The 16,649-nt window shown below is 59.8% G+C and carries 18 protein-coding genes and 1 pseudogene; 11 read left to right on the top strand and 8 right to left on the bottom strand.

What is annotated here, in order from left to right:
* Positions 1–83 precede the first annotated feature (83 nt).
* The 5 genes from HMPREF2765_RS07835 (at position 84) to HMPREF2765_RS07815 (ending at position 4,807) form a co-directional block, all read left to right on the top strand.
* Entirely contained in the window at positions 84–1,544 is a 1,461-nt protein-coding gene (locus HMPREF2765_RS07835; protein WP_070605128.1) for an O-acetylhomoserine aminocarboxypropyltransferase/cysteine synthase family protein, read from the top strand.
* Positions 1,544–2,050: a CoA-binding protein gene (locus HMPREF2765_RS07830; RefSeq protein WP_005509183.1), complete on the top strand. Its 507-nt coding sequence runs from the start codon at positions 1,544–1,546 to the stop codon at positions 2,048–2,050. The genes HMPREF2765_RS07835 and HMPREF2765_RS07830 overlap by 1 nt, the downstream gene beginning before the upstream one ends.
* Positions 2,051–2,542: 492 nt before the next feature.
* The gene (locus tag HMPREF2765_RS07825; RefSeq protein WP_049340188.1) at positions 2,543–3,361 is read left to right on the top strand and encodes a transporter substrate-binding domain-containing protein; all 819 of its coding nucleotides are present in this window, start codon (positions 2,543–2,545) and stop codon (positions 3,359–3,361) included.
* 29 nt (positions 3,362–3,390) lie between these two features.
* Entirely contained in the window at positions 3,391–4,065 is a 675-nt protein-coding gene (locus HMPREF2765_RS07820; protein WP_049340190.1) for an amino acid ABC transporter permease, read from the top strand.
* Complete coding sequence (locus HMPREF2765_RS07815) at positions 4,058–4,807, top strand: amino acid ABC transporter ATP-binding protein (RefSeq protein WP_070605125.1); 750 nt, start codon at positions 4,058–4,060, stop codon at positions 4,805–4,807. Before HMPREF2765_RS07820 ends, HMPREF2765_RS07815 begins: the two co-directional genes overlap by 8 nt.
* 100 nt (positions 4,808–4,907) lie before the next feature.
* On the opposite strand, the gene HMPREF2765_RS07810 is transcribed toward HMPREF2765_RS07815, so the two are convergent.
* Positions 4,908–5,699 carry a trimeric intracellular cation channel family protein gene (locus HMPREF2765_RS07810; protein WP_049340196.1) on the bottom strand — a complete coding sequence of 264 codons (792 nt, stop codon included), beginning with the start codon at positions 5,697–5,699 and terminating at the stop codon, positions 4,908–4,910.
* 274 nt (positions 5,700–5,973) lie between these two features.
* Between HMPREF2765_RS07810 and HMPREF2765_RS09285 the strand changes: the two genes are divergently transcribed.
* Together HMPREF2765_RS09285 and HMPREF2765_RS07805 are read left to right on the top strand one after the other, a co-directional pair.
* Positions 5,974–6,147, top strand: coding sequence for a hypothetical protein (locus HMPREF2765_RS09285; RefSeq protein WP_168162422.1), 174 nt, complete (start codon positions 5,974–5,976; stop codon positions 6,145–6,147).
* Positions 6,148–6,189: 42 nt separating this feature from the next.
* A complete protein-coding gene (locus tag HMPREF2765_RS07805) occupies positions 6,190–6,834 on the top strand; it encodes an L-alanine-DL-glutamate epimerase (protein WP_070605122.1) in 645 nt (214 codons plus the stop codon).
* 129 nt (positions 6,835–6,963) lie between these two features.
* Here the strand turns inward: HMPREF2765_RS07805 and HMPREF2765_RS07800 are convergent, their stop codons facing one another.
* The 3 genes from HMPREF2765_RS07800 to HMPREF2765_RS07790 form a co-directional block, all read right to left on the bottom strand.
* On the bottom strand, positions 6,964–7,404 hold the full coding sequence (locus HMPREF2765_RS07800) for a GNAT family N-acetyltransferase (protein WP_070605119.1): 441 nt from the start codon (positions 7,402–7,404) through the stop codon (positions 6,964–6,966).
* 158 nt (positions 7,405–7,562) lie between these two features.
* Positions 7,563–8,093 (bottom strand): alkylhydroperoxidase, AhpD family, encoded by a 531-nt coding sequence (locus tag HMPREF2765_RS07795; protein WP_005507263.1) that lies wholly within the window; start codon positions 8,091–8,093, stop codon positions 7,563–7,565.
* Between the two features lie 3 nt (positions 8,094–8,096).
* Positions 8,097–8,678 (bottom strand): peroxiredoxin, encoded by a 582-nt coding sequence (locus HMPREF2765_RS07790; protein WP_070605115.1) that lies wholly within the window; start codon positions 8,676–8,678, stop codon positions 8,097–8,099.
* Positions 8,679–8,904: 226 nt separating this feature from the next.
* Between HMPREF2765_RS07790 and HMPREF2765_RS07785 the strand changes: the two genes are divergently transcribed.
* Complete coding sequence (locus HMPREF2765_RS07785) at positions 8,905–9,552, top strand: GNAT family N-acetyltransferase (RefSeq protein ID WP_070605113.1); 648 nt, start codon at positions 8,905–8,907, stop codon at positions 9,550–9,552.
* Positions 9,553–9,648: 96 nt separating this feature from the next.
* On the opposite strand, the gene HMPREF2765_RS07780 is transcribed toward HMPREF2765_RS07785, so the two are convergent.
* Complete coding sequence (locus HMPREF2765_RS07780; RefSeq protein WP_070605110.1) at positions 9,649–9,966, bottom strand: acylphosphatase; 318 nt, start codon at positions 9,964–9,966, stop codon at positions 9,649–9,651.
* A gap of 265 nt (positions 9,967–10,231) precedes the next feature.
* Between HMPREF2765_RS07780 and HMPREF2765_RS07775 the strand changes: the two genes are divergently transcribed.
* Positions 10,232–11,803, top strand: a complete 1,572-nt coding sequence (locus HMPREF2765_RS07775; RefSeq protein ID WP_070605107.1) for a DHA2 family efflux MFS transporter permease subunit — start codon at positions 10,232–10,234, stop codon at positions 11,801–11,803.
* Positions 11,804–11,958: 155 nt separating this feature from the next.
* Positions 11,959–12,096: pseudogene (locus HMPREF2765_RS07770) on the top strand (C4-dicarboxylate ABC transporter substrate-binding protein); the annotation flags it as partial.
* A 176-nt stretch (positions 12,097–12,272) separates the two neighbouring features.
* On the opposite strand, the gene HMPREF2765_RS07765 reads toward HMPREF2765_RS07770, so the two are convergent.
* From HMPREF2765_RS07765 to HMPREF2765_RS07755, 3 genes are all read right to left on the bottom strand, one after another.
* Positions 12,273–12,881, bottom strand: coding sequence for a DUF1269 domain-containing protein (locus HMPREF2765_RS07765; protein ID WP_044150839.1), 609 nt, complete (start codon positions 12,879–12,881; stop codon positions 12,273–12,275).
* A 450-nt stretch (positions 12,882–13,331) separates the two neighbouring features.
* Complete coding sequence (locus HMPREF2765_RS07760; protein ID WP_044151027.1) at positions 13,332–14,024, bottom strand: SDR family oxidoreductase; 693 nt, start codon at positions 14,022–14,024, stop codon at positions 13,332–13,334.
* Between the two features lie 397 nt (positions 14,025–14,421).
* Positions 14,422–15,273, bottom strand: a complete 852-nt coding sequence (locus tag HMPREF2765_RS07755; protein ID WP_070605104.1) for a transcriptional initiation protein Tat — start codon at positions 15,271–15,273, stop codon at positions 14,422–14,424.
* 243 nt (positions 15,274–15,516) lie between these two features.
* Here HMPREF2765_RS07755 and HMPREF2765_RS07750 point away from each other — a divergent pair, with 243 nt between their 5' ends.
* Entirely contained in the window at positions 15,517–16,605 is a 1,089-nt protein-coding gene (locus tag HMPREF2765_RS07750) for a zinc metalloprotease (RefSeq protein WP_070605101.1), read from the top strand.
* The last annotated feature ends 44 nt before the right edge of the window (positions 16,606–16,649 follow it).

The following is a 16,649-nucleotide window of genomic DNA, read 5'->3' as shown; positions in this document are numbered from 1 at the left end:
CCCCGCCGCCGGTGGCACAGTATAAAGTCGAGCCACTATCGACTCCCCGCACACAGGCGGGCAGATACACCAGGAGCAAACCAATGGCTGAACACACTTTCGGCTTCCGCACCCGCGCACTACACGCGGGCGGCACCCCCGACGCCGAGCACGGTGCCCGCGCGGTCCCCATCTACCAGACCACCTCCTTCGTCTTCAAAGACGCTGACGACGCCGCGAACCTCTTCTCCCTGCAGAAGTACGGCAACATCTACTCGCGCCTGTCCAACCCGACCGTCGCCGCGCTGGAGGAGCGCATCGCCTCCCTCGAAGGCGGTATCGGCGCGGTGGCCACCGCCTCCGGCATGGCTGCCGAGTTCATCACCTTCGCGGCGCTCTGCCAGCAGGGCGACCACATTGTTGCCTCCTCGCAGCTGTACGGCGGCACCGTCACCCAGCTGGACGTGTCCCTGCGACGCTTCGGCATTGAGACCACCTTCGTTCCCGGCACCGACCCCGCCGACTACAAGGCGGCACTGACCGAGAACACCAAGGCAATCTACACCGAGGTTGTCGCCAACCCCTCCGGCGAGGTTGCCGACCTGGAGGGCCTCGCAGAGGTCGCCCACGAGGCCGGCATCCCGCTGGTCGTGGACGCCACCATCTCCACCCCCTACCTGATTCGCCCCCTCGAGCACGGCGCGGACATCGTTATCCACTCGGTCACCAAGTTCCTGGGCGGCCACGGCACCACCCTCGGCGGTGTCGTCGTCGAGTCCGGCCGCTTCAACTGGGGCAACGGCAACTTCCCGTCCATGACCGAGCCCGTGCCCTCCTACAACGGCGTGTCCTGGTGGGGTAACTTCGGCGAGTACGGCTTCCTCACCAAGCTGCGTTCCGAGCAGCTGCGTGACTTCGGCCCGTCGCTGAGCCCGCAGGCCGCGTTCAACCTGTTGCAGGGCGTTGAGACTCTGCCGCAGCGTATGGACGCGCACCTGGCGAACGCTAAGCAGGTTGTCGCATGGCTGGTTGAGGATGAGCGCATCGCCTACGTGAACTACGCCGGCTTGGAAGACCACCCGCACCACGAGCGCGCGAAGAAGCTGCTGCCGCTGGGCGTCGGTTCCGTGTTCTCCTTCGGTGTGAAGGCGACCGAGAAGGCCTCGGGCCGCCTGGTCGGCGGCGAGTTCATCGGTGCGCTGCAGCTGGCAAGCCACCTGGCGAACATTGGTGACTCCCGCACCCTGGTTCTGCACCCGGGTTCGACCACGCACCAGCAGCTGTCGCGTGAGCAGCTTGAGGCTGCCGGCGTGGGCGAGGATCTGATCCGCATTTCGGTGGGTCTGGAAGATGTGGAAGACATCATCTGGGACCTGGACCAGGCGCTGACCTACGCGACCGGCCTGAACCACGCCGGTGAGCGTGTGGGCGAGTCCAGCGCGGACAAGCTCGTGGAGGCTGAGGAGGCGGTTGCCGCCGCTAAGGCCGCCGAGGACGCTGCCGCCGCTGAGGCTGCTGCTGGCGCATCCTGCTCCCTGCCTACTACCACTCAGGAGGAGAAGTAATGACTGAGAAGCGTACCTGGGTGGGTCCTTCCGCCCCTGAGCGTCTGAACATTCTGCGTAATACCCGCACGATTGCGATTGTGGGTATGAGCGATAAGATTTCGCGTGCCTCGTACTTTGTGGCAACGTATCTGCAGTCGGCGTCGCCGTACAAGCTGTATTTTGTGAACCCGATTCTGGCGGCGAAGGGCAAGCTTGTGCTGGGTCAGCCGGTGTACCCGTCGCTGCAGGACCTGCCGGAGGTCCCGGATCTGGTGGAGATTTTCCGCCGTAATGAGGACCTGCCGGGCGTGGTTCAGGAGGCTGTGGATCTGGGCGCGAAGACCGTCTGGATGCAGCTGGGCTCCTGGAGCGAGGAGGCTGCCGCGATTGGTGAGGCTGCCGGCCTGAACGTGGTGATGGATAAGTGCGTGAAGATTGAGCATGCGCGTTTCCACGGTGGCCTGCACCTGGCTGGTTTCAATACGGGCGTGATTTCTTCGAAGCGTCAGGTGCTGTCGAAGTAAGCAGCCTGTGCTGTATAAGCCGCTGCGGCTTGTAATTACAAAAAATCAGGCGCTCGTTAGCGTTTGAACGGAAGGGGCGTACCCGGGGTGATTCCCGGGTGCGCCCCTCCTTCTATACCCGGTGTAATACCCGTGTAATGCCCGGCAGGGCATCCGGCGTGTTTGGGCGAGATTGAGGGCGCAGCATCGCCCCTAGTGGAGGGCAGTTCAGCTTTAAGGTAAACCTACCCTTATGTTCTGGGGTGCTGAGCCGGTATCCTAGTGTGGAGCCCGGCGGCCGGTACTCAGCACACACGCGTACCGACCGCCGGGTTTTCCTCTCTTGCAGATTGTGACGGAATATTATGTTGAATTCTCTCGGGTTGGGAATAGCTGTAGGATAGCCAGCGTTGTACCCGCAGAGTAAGGGGCACACCGCATGATGCCCCAGGGTTATCGCAAGGTGACAACCTGCACCTACAAGAGCATCGACTACGACGCAAAGGAAGAACCATGTCCGCAATGATTAACCGCCGCACCGTCCTCGCAGGCACCGCCTTCACCGGCCTGGCTGCACTGCTCGCAGCGTGCGGTTCGTCCAGCAGCACCTCCGCATCCAGCACTAACAAGCTGGAGGCTATCAAGTCTGCTGGCAAGATTCGTGTGGGCCTGGAGGGTACCTACCGCCCCTTCTCCTTCCACGAGTCCAACGGCACCCTGGTCGGCTTCGAGAAGGAAATCGCCGACCTGATTGCCAAGGACCTGGGCGTGACCGCCGAGTTCGTCGAGACCCCCTGGGATTCGCTGATTGCCGGTGTGGACGCTGACCGCTACGACATTGTCATTAACAACGTCTCCGCAACCGATGAGCGTAAGCAGAAGTACGACTTCTCCGTACCCTACCTGTACTCCGAGCCGAAGGTTGCTGTGAAGAAGGATTCTTCCCTGCAGAACGTGAGCGAGATTTCCGGCCACTCCTCGGCGCAGTCTGAGACCTCGAACTTCCGCAAGATGGTGGAGGCGAAGGGCGCCTCGATCGTGGTTGTTTCCGGTTTCGACGAGGCCATCGAGCAGGTCCTCTCGGGCCGCGCCGAGATGACCGCGAACGACTCCGTGTCCTTCGCTGAGTACTTCAAGGAGCACCCGGACGCTAACCTGCGCCTGCTCTCCGGTGACCTGGGTACCGGCAGCAACTCCTCCATCCTGATGGCTAAGGGCCAGGACGCCCTGCGCAACGCTATCGACGAGTCGCTGAAGAAGCACCTGCAGAACGGTGACATCAAGGCGATTTACGAGAAGTACGTGGGCGAAGACCTCTCCCCGAAGAACTAATACTTTCTATAAGGAGCTGAGTTCCGTTCATGGAACGCTACCTGAATCTTTGGGCTGAGTCCCTGCCTCAGCTGCTGGCCTCGACGGTGGCAGTGACCATTCCGCTGTCGCTGATTTCGTTCGCGGTGGCGCTGCTGGTCGGCATTGTGTCTGCTGGCGCGCGTACGAGCCGTTTTGCGCCGGTGAACTGGCTGGCGTGGGTGTACATTTGGGTTTTCCGTGGCACCCCGCTGCTGGTTCAGCTGTTCATCGTCTTCTACGGCCTGCCGAAGGTCGGTATCGCACTGGACGTATGGAGTGCCGCGATCATCACGATGAGCCTGCACACCGGCGCGTACGTGGCGGAAACCTTCCGCTCCGCGGTGGCGGCTATTCCCCGTGGCCAGTTTGAGGCGGCGGCAACCCTGAACTTCACCCGCATGCAGACCCTGCGCCACGTGGTGATTCCGCAGGCGGTGCGCATCGCGCTGCCGAACCTGGGCAACAACTTTATTGACCTGATTAAGGGCACTTCGCTGGTGTCGGTTATTTCGATGGTTGACCTGTTCCAGACCGGTAAGCAGATCGCGTCGCGTACCTTCGAGCCGCTGGCAATGTACTCCGAAGTCGCCATTATTTACCTGGTGATTTTCACTCTGCTGACCGCCGCGCAGTCGGCGCTGGAGAAGTACAGCAACCGTTACGTGAGGAGCAACAATGCTTAGCGTTGATTCCCTGTCGAAGAGCTTCGGCGAGACGCAGGTGCTCAAGAACATCAGCCTGGACATCCCCGACGGTGAGACCACGGTGATTCTGGGCCCCTCCGGTAGCGGCAAGTCGACCCTGCTGCGCTGCCTGAACCTGCTGGAAACCCCGCAGTCCGGCACGCTCACCATTGATGACGCGCAGGTGGATTACAGTCAGAAGCTCACCGACGCGCAGGTGCGTGATATTCGCTCCCGCTCGGCGATGGTGTTCCAGCAGTTCAACCTGTTCCCGAACTACACGGCGCTGAAGAACGTGGCGCTCGCCCCGACCCTCAACGGCACCCTGGACGCCAAGCAGGCTGAGGAGCGCGCCCGCGAGCTGCTCGCCAAGGTGGGTCTAGCCGATAAGACCGGCTCCTACCCGGAGTCGCTCTCGGGCGGTCAGCAGCAGCGCGTGGCGATTGCCCGCGCCCTGGCGCTGGAACCGGCATACCTGCTCTTCGACGAGCCGACGAGCGCCCTGGACCCCGAGCTGGAGGCGGAGGTGATTCGCGTGCTCATGCAGCTGGCGAAGGAGGGCCGCTCTCTGGTCATCGTGACGCACAATATGGCGTTTGCGAAGAAGGTCGCGGACCGCATCGTGTTCCTGGAGAACGGTACCCTGCGCTATAACGGTGAGCCGAATGGCTTCTTCGCCTCGGACGATGAGCGTATCCGCAAGTTCCTGACCGTGTACGACAGCACTGAGTACACGATTTAGTTGTACTGTACATAGTAAATATGGGCTGGTTTCTGCCCGTCAGATAAGCATCTAACCAGCGGAAACCAGCCCATATTCTATATTCAGCATATATTGGCTTTTACTCTGAAAGCCCCTTAGAGCGGCGGTACTCCTCCAGCTGCTCAGCGTTAATAACCTCAAGCTGCTCAGTGAGCGGCTCACCGGGCGACCAGCCCTCATTAGCGACGGTGCGGTCCTCCTGCTTACCAAAATTGAAGAGGCGCGGGCGAGGCACACGAAGCTCAGCCGGAGTGGTCGGCAGCTGCCAATTCTTCATATGGGAGAGCACACCCAGCACCAAACACAGCAGAATGGACAGACCCATCGCCAGGTTCGGGCGGTGGAATAGGCCGGTCACGAGGGCGGTCTCGGCGGCACCCACAAACGCCACGGTAGCGTACAGGGAGTTACCACCAAAGATTGCCGGAATACGGTTGACCATGATGTCACGGATAACGCCGCCACCGACCGCGGTGGTCACACCCAGTGCGATAGCGGGCAGCCAGTGCAGACCCAGGTTCAGGGACTTGATGGTGCCGGTTGCCGCCCACGCGCCCATACCGATGAAGTCAATGATGAGCATGGTTCGGGTCGCCCACCGGGCACTCAAATCGATGCTGTACGCCAGAATCGAGGAGCCGATAGCACCCACCCAGTAGCCGCCGTCGGTGAGCGCCACGGGCAGGCCCGAGTTTAGTAGCACGTCACGAATCATGCCGCCGCCCATACCGCAGGCGACCGCGAGTAGCAGGAAGCCCACGATATCGAATCGGAAGGCGCGCGCCACAGCACCGCCGAGCAGGCCGTTAGCAACAACGGCGGCAATGTCGACGATGCGGAATACCTGATCGGGGTCAAAGAACTCGTGCATGGGCGTTCTCCTGCGTACGTGATGCGTGTGCTGCGGGTGCCGGTAGGGGGAGGCGCGCGCAACGGGGGGGGTCGGGTGACGACGTTATCACCGCATCCGGCTCTGTCTGCCTGTGCGCGTACCTGAATTGGCACCGATTTATTGTAGACCCGCCGCCGCTCCTGCTCCTAGTTGAAAAGTGCTCATGACGAGCTCTGAGACGAGAAGGAGAAGCTTGTGGGCGCGCTAAAAGATGGGCGTAGAATGAGTGAATCTCCACCCCCAATGTTCTGTCATGATTGTTTTTGCGCTGGGTTCTTTCCAGTACGGTAACGGCATCATTTCTTCGCTACTGTTGGCGTTGAGCCCCCTGAATGCGGTGGAGTCCATGGCGGTCATGATGTTTGCCGGCACGGCGCTGTCGGCGCTCATGGTGTGGTTGCCTTCGCGTAGCCGGAACGCTCGCTAAGCTGGGACTAGACGAAATCTGCGTAAGGTGAAAGGAGCCGCTGTGGCGGTATCTCGCGACGAAGTTTTCGGGGTCCTGCAGGGAATCGTACCCCGTCTGGAGGAGGCGCTTCCCGGCTGGTCGGTGCGCCCCAACATTACGGGTACCGGCGCGGTGGGGCTCTACCTGGACGGCCCCGCAATCTACCGGGACGGCGAGCCCCTGGCCGGCGTGAACGTCGAGGGTGAGCCGGTCGCCCGCCACCTGTGCGGCACGATTCAGACCGCCGACCGCGGCCTGCCGCAGGAGCTCGGGCAGGTGCGTTACCAGTACATCCTGGGAGTGAGCGTGGCGGAGCACGAGAGCGAGTACCCCGAGCCGGCCGACCTGGCGAGCGTGGGGGAGCCGAGCTGGGTTCCCGCGTTGAGGGCACTGGAGGCTCTAGTGGAGTCCGAGGGCCGCGAGGCGCTGTTCATCAGCCGCGGCGGGTACGTGCCCGGTCGCCGCGCCCTGGGTAAGCGCCGCGTGGCGCTACGCCGCGAGTTCTTTCCGGGTAAGCCCTGGCTGGGTTTGGGCACAATTGACTGGTGCGCGGGCGTGCGCTCGACCCCGGTGTACGCCGAGGATCTGGTGGCTCTGGTGGCCGCGGCGACGCGCCTGGCGAGTAGCTGGGATGCCGCCCTGCGCACGGGCTCGGCGGGCAGCTAAAACATAAAACAAAGCGGCGCATCCGACCCGTGATGGGTGGATGCGCCGCTTGGTCAAGCTCTAACGCTGAGTGGGTTTAGCCCAGTGCCTCAGCTAGTTTGAACGAGTCAAGCCGCATGCGATATTGCCTTATCGATAGCATGCAAGGGTGATGCATCCTGCCGCCTCTACGGGGGCGTAGCCGTAGCGTTTGTAGAGCGCAACGGCGTGTTCAGTACCGACGTCGGTAGTAATGAGCCGCTGTCGAATGTCTTCTTGGTCAAAGTCCTCAATGACACGCTTTAGAAGCGCAGAACCAACGCCCTGTCGTTGGGCGTGCGGATGTACCAAAAGGTCCTGAATGTAGGCGATAGAATGTCCATCCCCGACGGCGCGGACTAGCCCGACGAGCCGTCCCGTTCCGTCTGTGGTTGCCTCTCGTGCGGTGTAGAGATACCGCGACCCTTCCACCATCGGGATGAGACGTTCGGGTGTTTTGGTATAGGCGCTCCAGCCCACAGAATCGTAAAGCTCAGTAAGTTCTTCCACGCTGGGAAGGGGGCTGGTGGAGTCCAAAATACAGTACCGCATACAGGCATTGTATAGCGTCAAATTGGGGGATTTAGGGAACTGCCGTCCAACACGTTTTTAGCTAGTGCAGGACATAATCTGGGCATAAAGTAAGCGGCGCATCCGACCCGTAAAGGGGTGGATGCGCCGCTTGTTTCAAGCTCTAACGCTTAGTGGGTTTAGCCCAGTGCCTCAGCCAGCTGAATGCCCTGTGCCACGCCACCGAGGGTTGCAGCAATACGGATCAGGTCGTTGACCTGCTCCTTGGTTGCGCCCTCTTCGCGCAGGGTGTGCTCGTGAGCCTCAACGCAGTGGGAGCAGCCGTTGACTGCGGACACTGCCAGAGCGAACATCTCGAAGTCCAGCTTCTCAATGCCACCGTTCTTGCCGATGATCTGCATGCGCAGGTTTGCGCGCTGGTCATCGTATGCACCATTCAGGAAGCCACGGGTGCGGTAGAAGATGTTGTTCATGCCCATGATGGATGCAGCACCCAGAGCAGCCTCGTAAGCGGTGTCGCTCAGGTGCTCCTTAGCCTCTGCAGCAATCTCAACAACAACAGAGTCAACCTTGGTTGCTGCTGCGGTTGCGAGGATTGCGCCCCAGAGCTGCTGCTCGGTGAGAGAGCTAATGCGGGGCAGGGAGGACAGGTTGAGGTTCATGTCCTTCGCGTAGGAAGGCAGAGCCGAACGCAGGTTATCGATGCTCATGGATTACTTCATCTCCTTGAATGCGTCGATGGTTGCTGCACCCTTCTTCCAGTTGCATGCGCACAGCTCGTCGGACTGCAGTGCGTCCAGCTGGCGGAGCACCTCGTCGGTGTTACGGCCGACGGAGTCAGCGGTAATGGAGACCGACTGGATGGTGTTGTGGGGGTCGATGATGAAGGTTGCGCGGTCTGCAACGCCGTCCTTGTTCAGGATGCCCAGTGCGCTAACCAGCTCACGCTTGAGGTCGGATGCCATGACGATGGGCAGGTCCAGGAGCTCTTCGTGGGAGCGGCGCCATGCGTAGTGGGTGTACTCGTTGTCAACGGAAACACCAATCACCTGGGTGTCGCGTGCCTCGAACTCGTCAGCGAGCTTGCCGAATGCAGCAATCTCGGTGGGGCAAACGAAGGTGAAGTCCTTCGGCCAGAAGAAGACGACGCGCCAGGTGTCTTCGTCCAGACCCTCGGAGGAGACGGTGGTGAAGTAGTCTTCGGGCTTGGTTGCTTCGATGTCAGCCAGCTTACCGGGGACAACGCCGGTGAGCTCGTATGCGGGGAACTGGTCGCCGATGGTCAGAACTGCCATGGTGTTCTTCTTTCTGCTTCGTGCCGCGCAGATTCGTTGCGCGGCGCTTGTTCTAAGTGGTGCCCATTGGGCGGGCTTGATAATTATTTTATTATGAATAATTCATAATAATCAAGTAATATTGGAATAAAACCTGAAGGTTTAACTATGATTTGCATCACCGAGCATTCTGGGATGCTCACAAAAGCTTTTCCGGCACACAAACCTGAGGGTTTAAGCTCGAATCATGACCCCCGAACACAGTAACTTCTCAGACAGCGACTTCTCAGAACACAGCGAATATGTAGAGCCCAGCCAGCCCGAACTCATTACCGAACGCCTCACCCTGCGCCACCTGCGCGAGGCGGATATCCCCGACATCGTAGAAGCCTGCCGCGACGAAGAAACCCTCCGCTACACCCGCATTCCACTGAACTACACGCGTGCCGACGCCGAGGACTACCTGCTCACCACCGCCCGCCAGATTGCCGCCGGACAGATTCAGCGTTGGGTGATTGACGCCTCCGGTGTGTTTGCCGGGACCATTGAATTACGTCTGGCTGACGGCACCTCCGAAAGCCCCGGAACCCGCGCCGAACTGGGCTATTACGCCGCCCCGAAGGCGCGCGGCAAGGGCTACATGACCGAGGCGCTGCGAGCCATCCTCGGCTACGCTTTCGACCCGCTCGGGCTGGGCCTTGATACCGTCCGCTGGACCGCCCTGGCGGGTAACGAGGCATCCGAACGAGTGGCGGTTAAGGCGGGTTTCACGGGTATCTACGACGATATTGACCCGAACTCCGGCCGCCCCGACGAGAACGGTCACCCGGTGCAGCATCGGGTGCGCCGCGCCGATATGACCCGCGCGCAATTCGCGGCGCTCTGGGCTCACTAGGCTCTGGGGCTAACTAAGGCTTTAGGACAAACTGGCGCAGTGCTCTGTGGAGAACCGAGAAACTAACCCGCGCACTACATAAAGAACGGGGGACTACTACCGAATGCCGAAGCCGCGGAACGAGCCGGACGGCTCCTCCCACTCGACGACCACCTCGTCAACCCGGCCCGCGGTGTCATCACCCCGCAGCACATCCACCAGGCGAGCGCAGGAGGCGGCGGTACCCTCCGCAACGACCTTCACGCGCCCGTCGTCGAGGTTCTCGGCGTAGCCGGTCAGGCCCATGGGCTTGGCGGTTCCGGCGCACCACCAGCGGAAACCCACACCCTGCACTTTGCCGCTGACGAAAGCGACGAGGCGGATTTCGGCGGGTTCTGCCGGGGTGCGGTCGGTGAAGAAATCAAAGAAACCCATGGGTCCTCCCGGGGTCATCTCATTGTGAGTGGTCTGATGGGGGTGAGCGCCGGTGGTGGCGCCCGGATTAGCTTCTATAGCTTCAGTCTAGAGGGTGCGGGGTGCCTGTTGCCTGGTTGCCGCGCGTACGCGCCGTGAAGAGTTGAATAAGGGTAAAGCAACCGAAGCTGCGCCCTGAAAAGGAGTAACATTAGGGACATTCACTCAGCGGCAACGCTGAACACACGGACATCTACCCGCATACAACCCATCCCCTGGAGGATCATTGAGTTCACGCCCTAAAAAAGCGCCTCTCGTCGGTAACCCGGCGAAGACACCTTACAAGCCCTGGCCTGCTCTCTGGTCCCTGGTTGTTGGCTTCTTCATGATCCTGGTGGATGGCAATATCGTCACCATCGCCCTGCCGCACATGCTGCAGGATCTGGATGCATCCCTGTCGGCGGGTATGTGGGTGACGAGCGCCTACCTGCTGGCGTATGCGGTGCCGCTGCTCATTACCGGTCGTATGGGTGACCGCTTCGGTCAGAAGAACCTGTACATGATCGGTATGGCTATTTTTACGCTCGCCTCCCTGTGGTGTGGTCTGGCACCGAACGTTGAATCGCTGATTACTGCCCGCGTGGTGCAGGGCCTGGGTGCGTCGCTGATGACCCCGCAGACCATGTCTCTGATTACGCTGATGTTCCCGCCGAATGCGCGCGGTGTTGCGATGAGTATTTGGGGTGCGACGGCGGGTGTCGCCTCGCTGGTTGGCCCGATTCTGGGCGGCGTGCTCGTGGATGCCCTGAATTGGAGCTGGATTTTCTTCGTGAACATTCCGGTGGGTTTGGTCGGTCTGTTCTTGGCGTGGCGTAACGTGCCGGTGTTTGAGCAGAAGAAGCACAGCTTCGACTGGTTGGGCGTGGTGCTTTCGGCGGTCGGTCTGTTCCTGCTAGTTTTCGGTATTCAGGAAGGTGCCACCTACGACTGGGGCACCATGACCGATTCGTTCCTGGGCACCGGTATTGCGGTGAGCGTGTGGGGTCTGATTATTGCCGGCATTCTGGTGCTGGGTCTGTTCATTGGTTGGCAGGCTATTAACCCGCGTGAGCCGCTGGTTCCGCTGAGCCTGTTCAGTGACCGTAACTTCTCCGTGTCGAATGTGGCTATCTCCGCTATGGGTGTGGTCGCTATCAGCATGGCATTCCCGCTGACCCTGTACCTGCAGCAGGTGGAGGGCCTGGACCCGACCCAGGCTGCGCTGATGACCGCCCCGATGGCGTTGTTCTCGGGCGCGTTGGCGCCGGTGGTGGGTGCGCGTCTGAACCGTAACGACCCGAAGTGGATTGCCGTGATTGGCTTTACGCTGATGGTTGTTGGTTTTGCTCTGCTCCGCCCGACGATGGTTGCGGAAGGCAACCTGTGGCTGATGGTTGGTCCGATGATTATTCTGGGTGCGGCGAACTCCTGCATTTGGGGTCCGCTGTCGGTGTCTGCGACCCGTAACCTGCCGCCGCAGCGTGCCGGTGCCGGTTCGGGCGTGTACAACGAGACCCGCCAGATGGCGTCGGTGCTGGGTTCGGCTGCGATTACGACGATTATGGCTTCTGCGATTACCTCGCACCTGTCCGCGTTGGGTCCGGCTGCCGCAGCGGGCGGTAGCTCTCACGGCAGCGCTGCTGGAGGCGTGCTTCCGCAGGTCCTGCGTGAACCCTACGCGGCGGCAATGGCTGATTCCATGATGCTGCCCCTGGTTGCCGCGGCGGTGGGCGCGGTCGTGTGCCTGTTCTATGCCTCCAAGAAGACCTCCGAGGCGAAGGCTGCCGCGCAGAACGCTGGGGTGGAGACCACCAAGTAGAAGGCTTATCAGAGCGCTTTTACGGCATAAGCGGTGCATAACCTGAGATATGGTGCTATACCGGAGAAAATCTATATGCACTCTGTGTATGATGAAGCGGGTTATTGTTGCCCTGAGGTGTTGAAACCTCGTGAGAGCGCAATAACCCGCTGTAGAAGGACATCTTCGTGGAGATGGATTACATGCCCGGCCTGCTCGCTAGCGAGGATGAGCTGGACCGTATCACCGAATCCTTCGCCCAGCTTCCCCTGCGCAACCCCAACAGCACCACCGGCATCAACATCCACCTGGAGAAAGAGAGATGGCTAAAATCCCCACCTTGAGTTTGGTATTTTTGCCATTGTCTTCCTTGATTTGTTCAAGATCTTGAGCCAAAATCCTCACTTCCTCTTTCTAAAATCTAGTTTTTAAAAAAAATAGGCTATCTACCAGAAGTAGATAGCCTATTTTTTATGAGATGCTTGGGTGCTTACGCTTTCAATTTGTCAAACTTTGCTTTGACATTCGCCTTGAATTCTTCAAGCTTAGCCTTGCGTTCGGCTTTACGTTCAGCCTTCATCTGTGCACGCGCCTGGTTGTAGAGGTCTTCTTGGACTTGCAGAGCTGCTTCGATTTCGGCTACGACGGTTGCTACATCCCAACGCACGATTTGGGTGTCGTACTTGGTGAAGTAAGCATCGATGACTGCTTCGTTGTCTTCTTGCACCAAGGCAACAACGGCTGTTTCACCGTTAGTCAATTTTTGAGAAACAACGTCAATCAGGCCAGCTTCTGCCGTATCAACGGTAGCACCAGCAACCAAACCATTGAGGCTACCAATACCATAACCAAACAAGACGCCGATAGGACCACCCAAAAGCCCGATAACTGCACCGAGCAAGCCACCTTTTAGGGTTGCATCCGTCGTTGAATCTTCAAAATCATAGCGTTCTTTTTCAACGATATGACCGTTTTCATTTTTGACCAGGGCGATTTGAGCAACCTTGGTCGTCTGAGTTTGGCGGAAAGCCTTCAAATCTGCAAAGGACTGATAAGCTTCGCTTTCGGTGTTAAAGACTGAAATTACTAGGTTTTCCATAGTTGGTACCTCGTTCCTAAAGACTATATATACATTGTAATACAGTTCTCTTTTTTTGGGAACTACTTTTTGCGACAATTTACCTCGGCGGCAGCCGATAGGCTGAGCCCGAAAGCAAAGGGGCCCGGCATCCAATATGGATGCCGGGCCCCTGGTGTTTTAAATTCGCTGTCTTAGCGGCTCATGCCCCTTAGCGGGTAATGGTCGCCGAAGCAGTCAGACCAGAAATGTCCTGGTAAGCTACGCCTCGGCGGGCTCGTCCGGGGTTTTGTCGGCGAAGAGATCGAAGAATCCCACGGGAACCTCTTGCAGTTGCTCTAAAAATACATGGTACTTTAGGATACTGAGCGATGCGGCACCAACCTTGCGTGAGAGAAAAACACGCCCCAAACCCGTGAAGAGGCTCGGGACGCGTCCGCACTCAGCCGGGGCGGGTGCATCCGGCAAACCCTAGCGCAGCTTATTGCTGTTAGGCGCCGATGCGAGAGCCTGAGCTATCGGGGTGGGCCCGCCAATAAACGGGAGCGCCTTCCCAACCGTGGACGGGTCCTCAAGAACCGCCGCCAGCACCTGGGCAACGGTGGCCCGCGGAGTATTAGATTCGGCGCCGGGCGTGTGGGCGGGCTCAATCCCCAGAGTAATGCCGCCTGCCTCCTCAAGGGTGAGCGTCCCCGGCCCCAGAATCGTGTAATCCAGCCCCGAGCCGCGCAGGTGCTCATCGGCGATCGTCTTCGACTCGGCGTAGGCGTAAAAACTGTCATCAGGGTCGATGCCGTGCCCGGAACCCGCGCCCAGGTACGATACCATCACGTACCGTTTAATACCGGCCAGCCGCGCCGCATCCATCGACCGGATCGCAGCGTCACGGTCAATCGCATAGGTGCGTTCGGGGCCACCTACACCGCCCGCACCCGCGGACCACACCAGCACTTCTGTATGTAAATCCTTGAAGAGCTTCGCCATCTCCTCGGTGCTCAACGCGGTAATGTCAGCGACCACAGGGTTCGCCCCGCGCGTGACAATATCCTCTGACTGCTCCGGCCTGCGAATAAGCGCATTGACCGCATGCCCGCGCTCCACCAGCAGCGGCTCGGCCAGAAGAGCAACCTTGCCGTGCCCGCCAATGATCGTAACGTTAGCCATCGTATCCTCCTGTATGTTGAAAAATACTTGTATATCCAGAATAGGCTTGCTGTGCCGCAACGTCTATGGTTTTTCTTATGCTTCCCGAGAACGACAGATACCCGCATTCCCTGTGCTGATGCGCTCAAACAGCACCGCATGATGAGAATTCTCGTGCGGGGCTCAAGACGGCGTTATGATGAAGTGCTAGGTTTTTATTGCCCGGCGGCACCGATGACGTGAACGACAAGCCGAACTACCTGAGCGTCATGAACTATTGCTACCAGCTGAGGGTCTGGTTCCCGCGAAGGACTAGCCTCTAGCAGCTACCGGCGGTGCCCAGTAGGCTAAGCCATAAACACAGCGAGGGGCCCAGCATCCATAACGGATGCCGGGCCCCTCGCTGATGTTCGGTACTTTAGCGGCTGATGGTTGCCGAAGCGCGCAAACCAGCCAGATCCTGGAAGGTGTACTCGCCGCCCTCGGTCAGCTGCATTGCGACGTTACCGCTGGTGATCTGAGCGGTGGTGGTCAGGGTGTAGCTGGAGGTCACCTTGGTGAAGTACACCGGAACCAGCGACGCCAGCACCTGCGCGTAGCTCACGCCGTCCTTCGCGGTGGCTTCCAGGTAGTCGGAGGTGCGGATGTCCAGTACGCCGGTCCAGACGTTGTCCTCGATGGTCGGCTCGTAGAACTTCGCAGTGTATGCGATGCCGTTGAACGCCGCCACGGCGGGGTTGTTGGTCTTTGCGCCGCCCTCGCTCTTAGCGAGTGCCGGGATCTCAACGTCGTTATCGACATCCCACAGCAGCGGGTCGGTGACATCCTCGGCGGTGGGGAAGGTGAACTCGAAGGTCACCTGCAGGTGCGCCTGAGGGTACAGCCAGGAGCTGCCCTGGAACTCGCCCTTGGAGTTAACGGGTGCGGAAATCCACAGACCCGCACCACCGTACAGGCCGGCACCGACGCTACCGCCGGGGGTGAAGGTGCCGCCGCCGAGGCTCTGCGGGGTGGTGGAGGTTGCGGTGATGTTGGGTACCTGCACGGTGTAGGAGTCCAGGCCGTAGCGGGTATCAAAGTCGTTGGCGGGGTTCGAGTTGAACGCCTGAGTGAAGACACCGAACTTCAGGGTCGGGGTTTCCTGCGCATCGGTGGACGCCGCGTAGGCGGGTACCGCCGCTGCGGTTGCGATGACGGGGGTGCTCCACGCGGCACCCTTGATGAGGGCGCGGCGGTTCAGACCGTTAGTGGTGTTCGAGGAAGAAGTCATGGGATCTCTCTTGTCATTAAGAATGTGGTGATGCATGTGATTTGAATTACTGATACTCTAATGTAATTCAGCTCATCTTCAAAATTATCTCAACTTTTACCTCAATGTATGAACATTGCGGCACCCAGCTCACCTAACACGTGAAACGGGAGCATCATGGAAACCGAGGAGAACGCCCTCCCGGAAAACTCCATCGAAACACCACCGGAACATTATCGGTCACCACACACTAAGGAACACAACATGGCATTTCTGAAGAGCGCACGCGTCACGCTTGCCTCCCTCGCAGTGCTCTGCCTGGGCACTATCGCAGCCCCCGCAGCAAACGCCTACAGCCCCGACATCGACGGCGACGGCATCCCCAATACCTGGGAACTGAAGGGCTACGACGCTGACGGCGACGGCAAAATCGACGTCGACTTCCCCGCAATGGGCGCAGACCCCAACCACAAGGACATCTTCGTCGAGATGGACTACATGGCAGGCCTGTTGCCCAGCGAAGACGAACTGGACCGCATCACCAAGATTTACGCCGACCTGCCCTTGCGCAACCCCGACGGCACCCACGGCGTGAACATCCACCTGGACGCAGGTGACGCCCGCAGCGCCAAGTACAACCTGGGCGGCGGCAACGAAATCAGCTACCAGGCACTCGACAGCGAGTTCAAGGCACTCCACCGCATCAAGGCGACCGAAGGTAAGTTCAACCCCGCCCGCGAAGGCACCTTCCACTACGTCATCTGGGGCGATTACTACGACAACAGCACCTCCTCCGGCATTGCTAACTTCGGCGGCCGCAACCTCATGGTCACCGTCGGCCCGCACTTCTGGGGCAAGGCAAGCAGCGACATCCGCGTGGCAGTGTTCGTGCACGAGCTCGGCCACAACCTCGCACTGAGTCACGGTGGCTGGGACGAAATCAACTACAAGCCCAACTACTACAGCGTCATGAACTACCAGTACACCCTCACCGGCGTGCCCATGGCTGACGGTAGCCGCTACTTCGGCTACTCCACCGCCGAGTACCGCATGCTCAACGAGGCGAAGCTGTACGAGGCGCGTGGCTTCGGTCCCCGCGCGGCTGGCTTCCTGTACAAGGGCAAGCCCGCCAACCAGCCGATTGACTTCAACGGCAACGGCAAGATCGACACCGAGCCGGTCTCGGTGGATCTGAACGGTGACGGCATGATCACGAACCTGGGCGCGGCAAACGATGTGAAGATGATTCGCTTCCAGGCGACCGAGCACCCCGAGAAGGACAAAGGCCCCGAGCATATTGAACCGAGCGGCATTACCGCCGAACACGCTCGTTCGCTGGGCCTGATTAAGTAGGCTGACTAGGCGGCACGCCGCCGGTTGAGAGCCGTGTCAGCTCA

Origin of the sequence: Rothia sp. HMSC062H08, from assembly GCF_001810775.1 — a bacterium.
Lineage (GTDB): Bacteria > Actinomycetota > Actinomycetes > Actinomycetales > Micrococcaceae > Rothia.
Note: the sequence above shows the minus strand (reverse complement) of the source record. Positions and strands in the feature narration are given on the sequence as shown.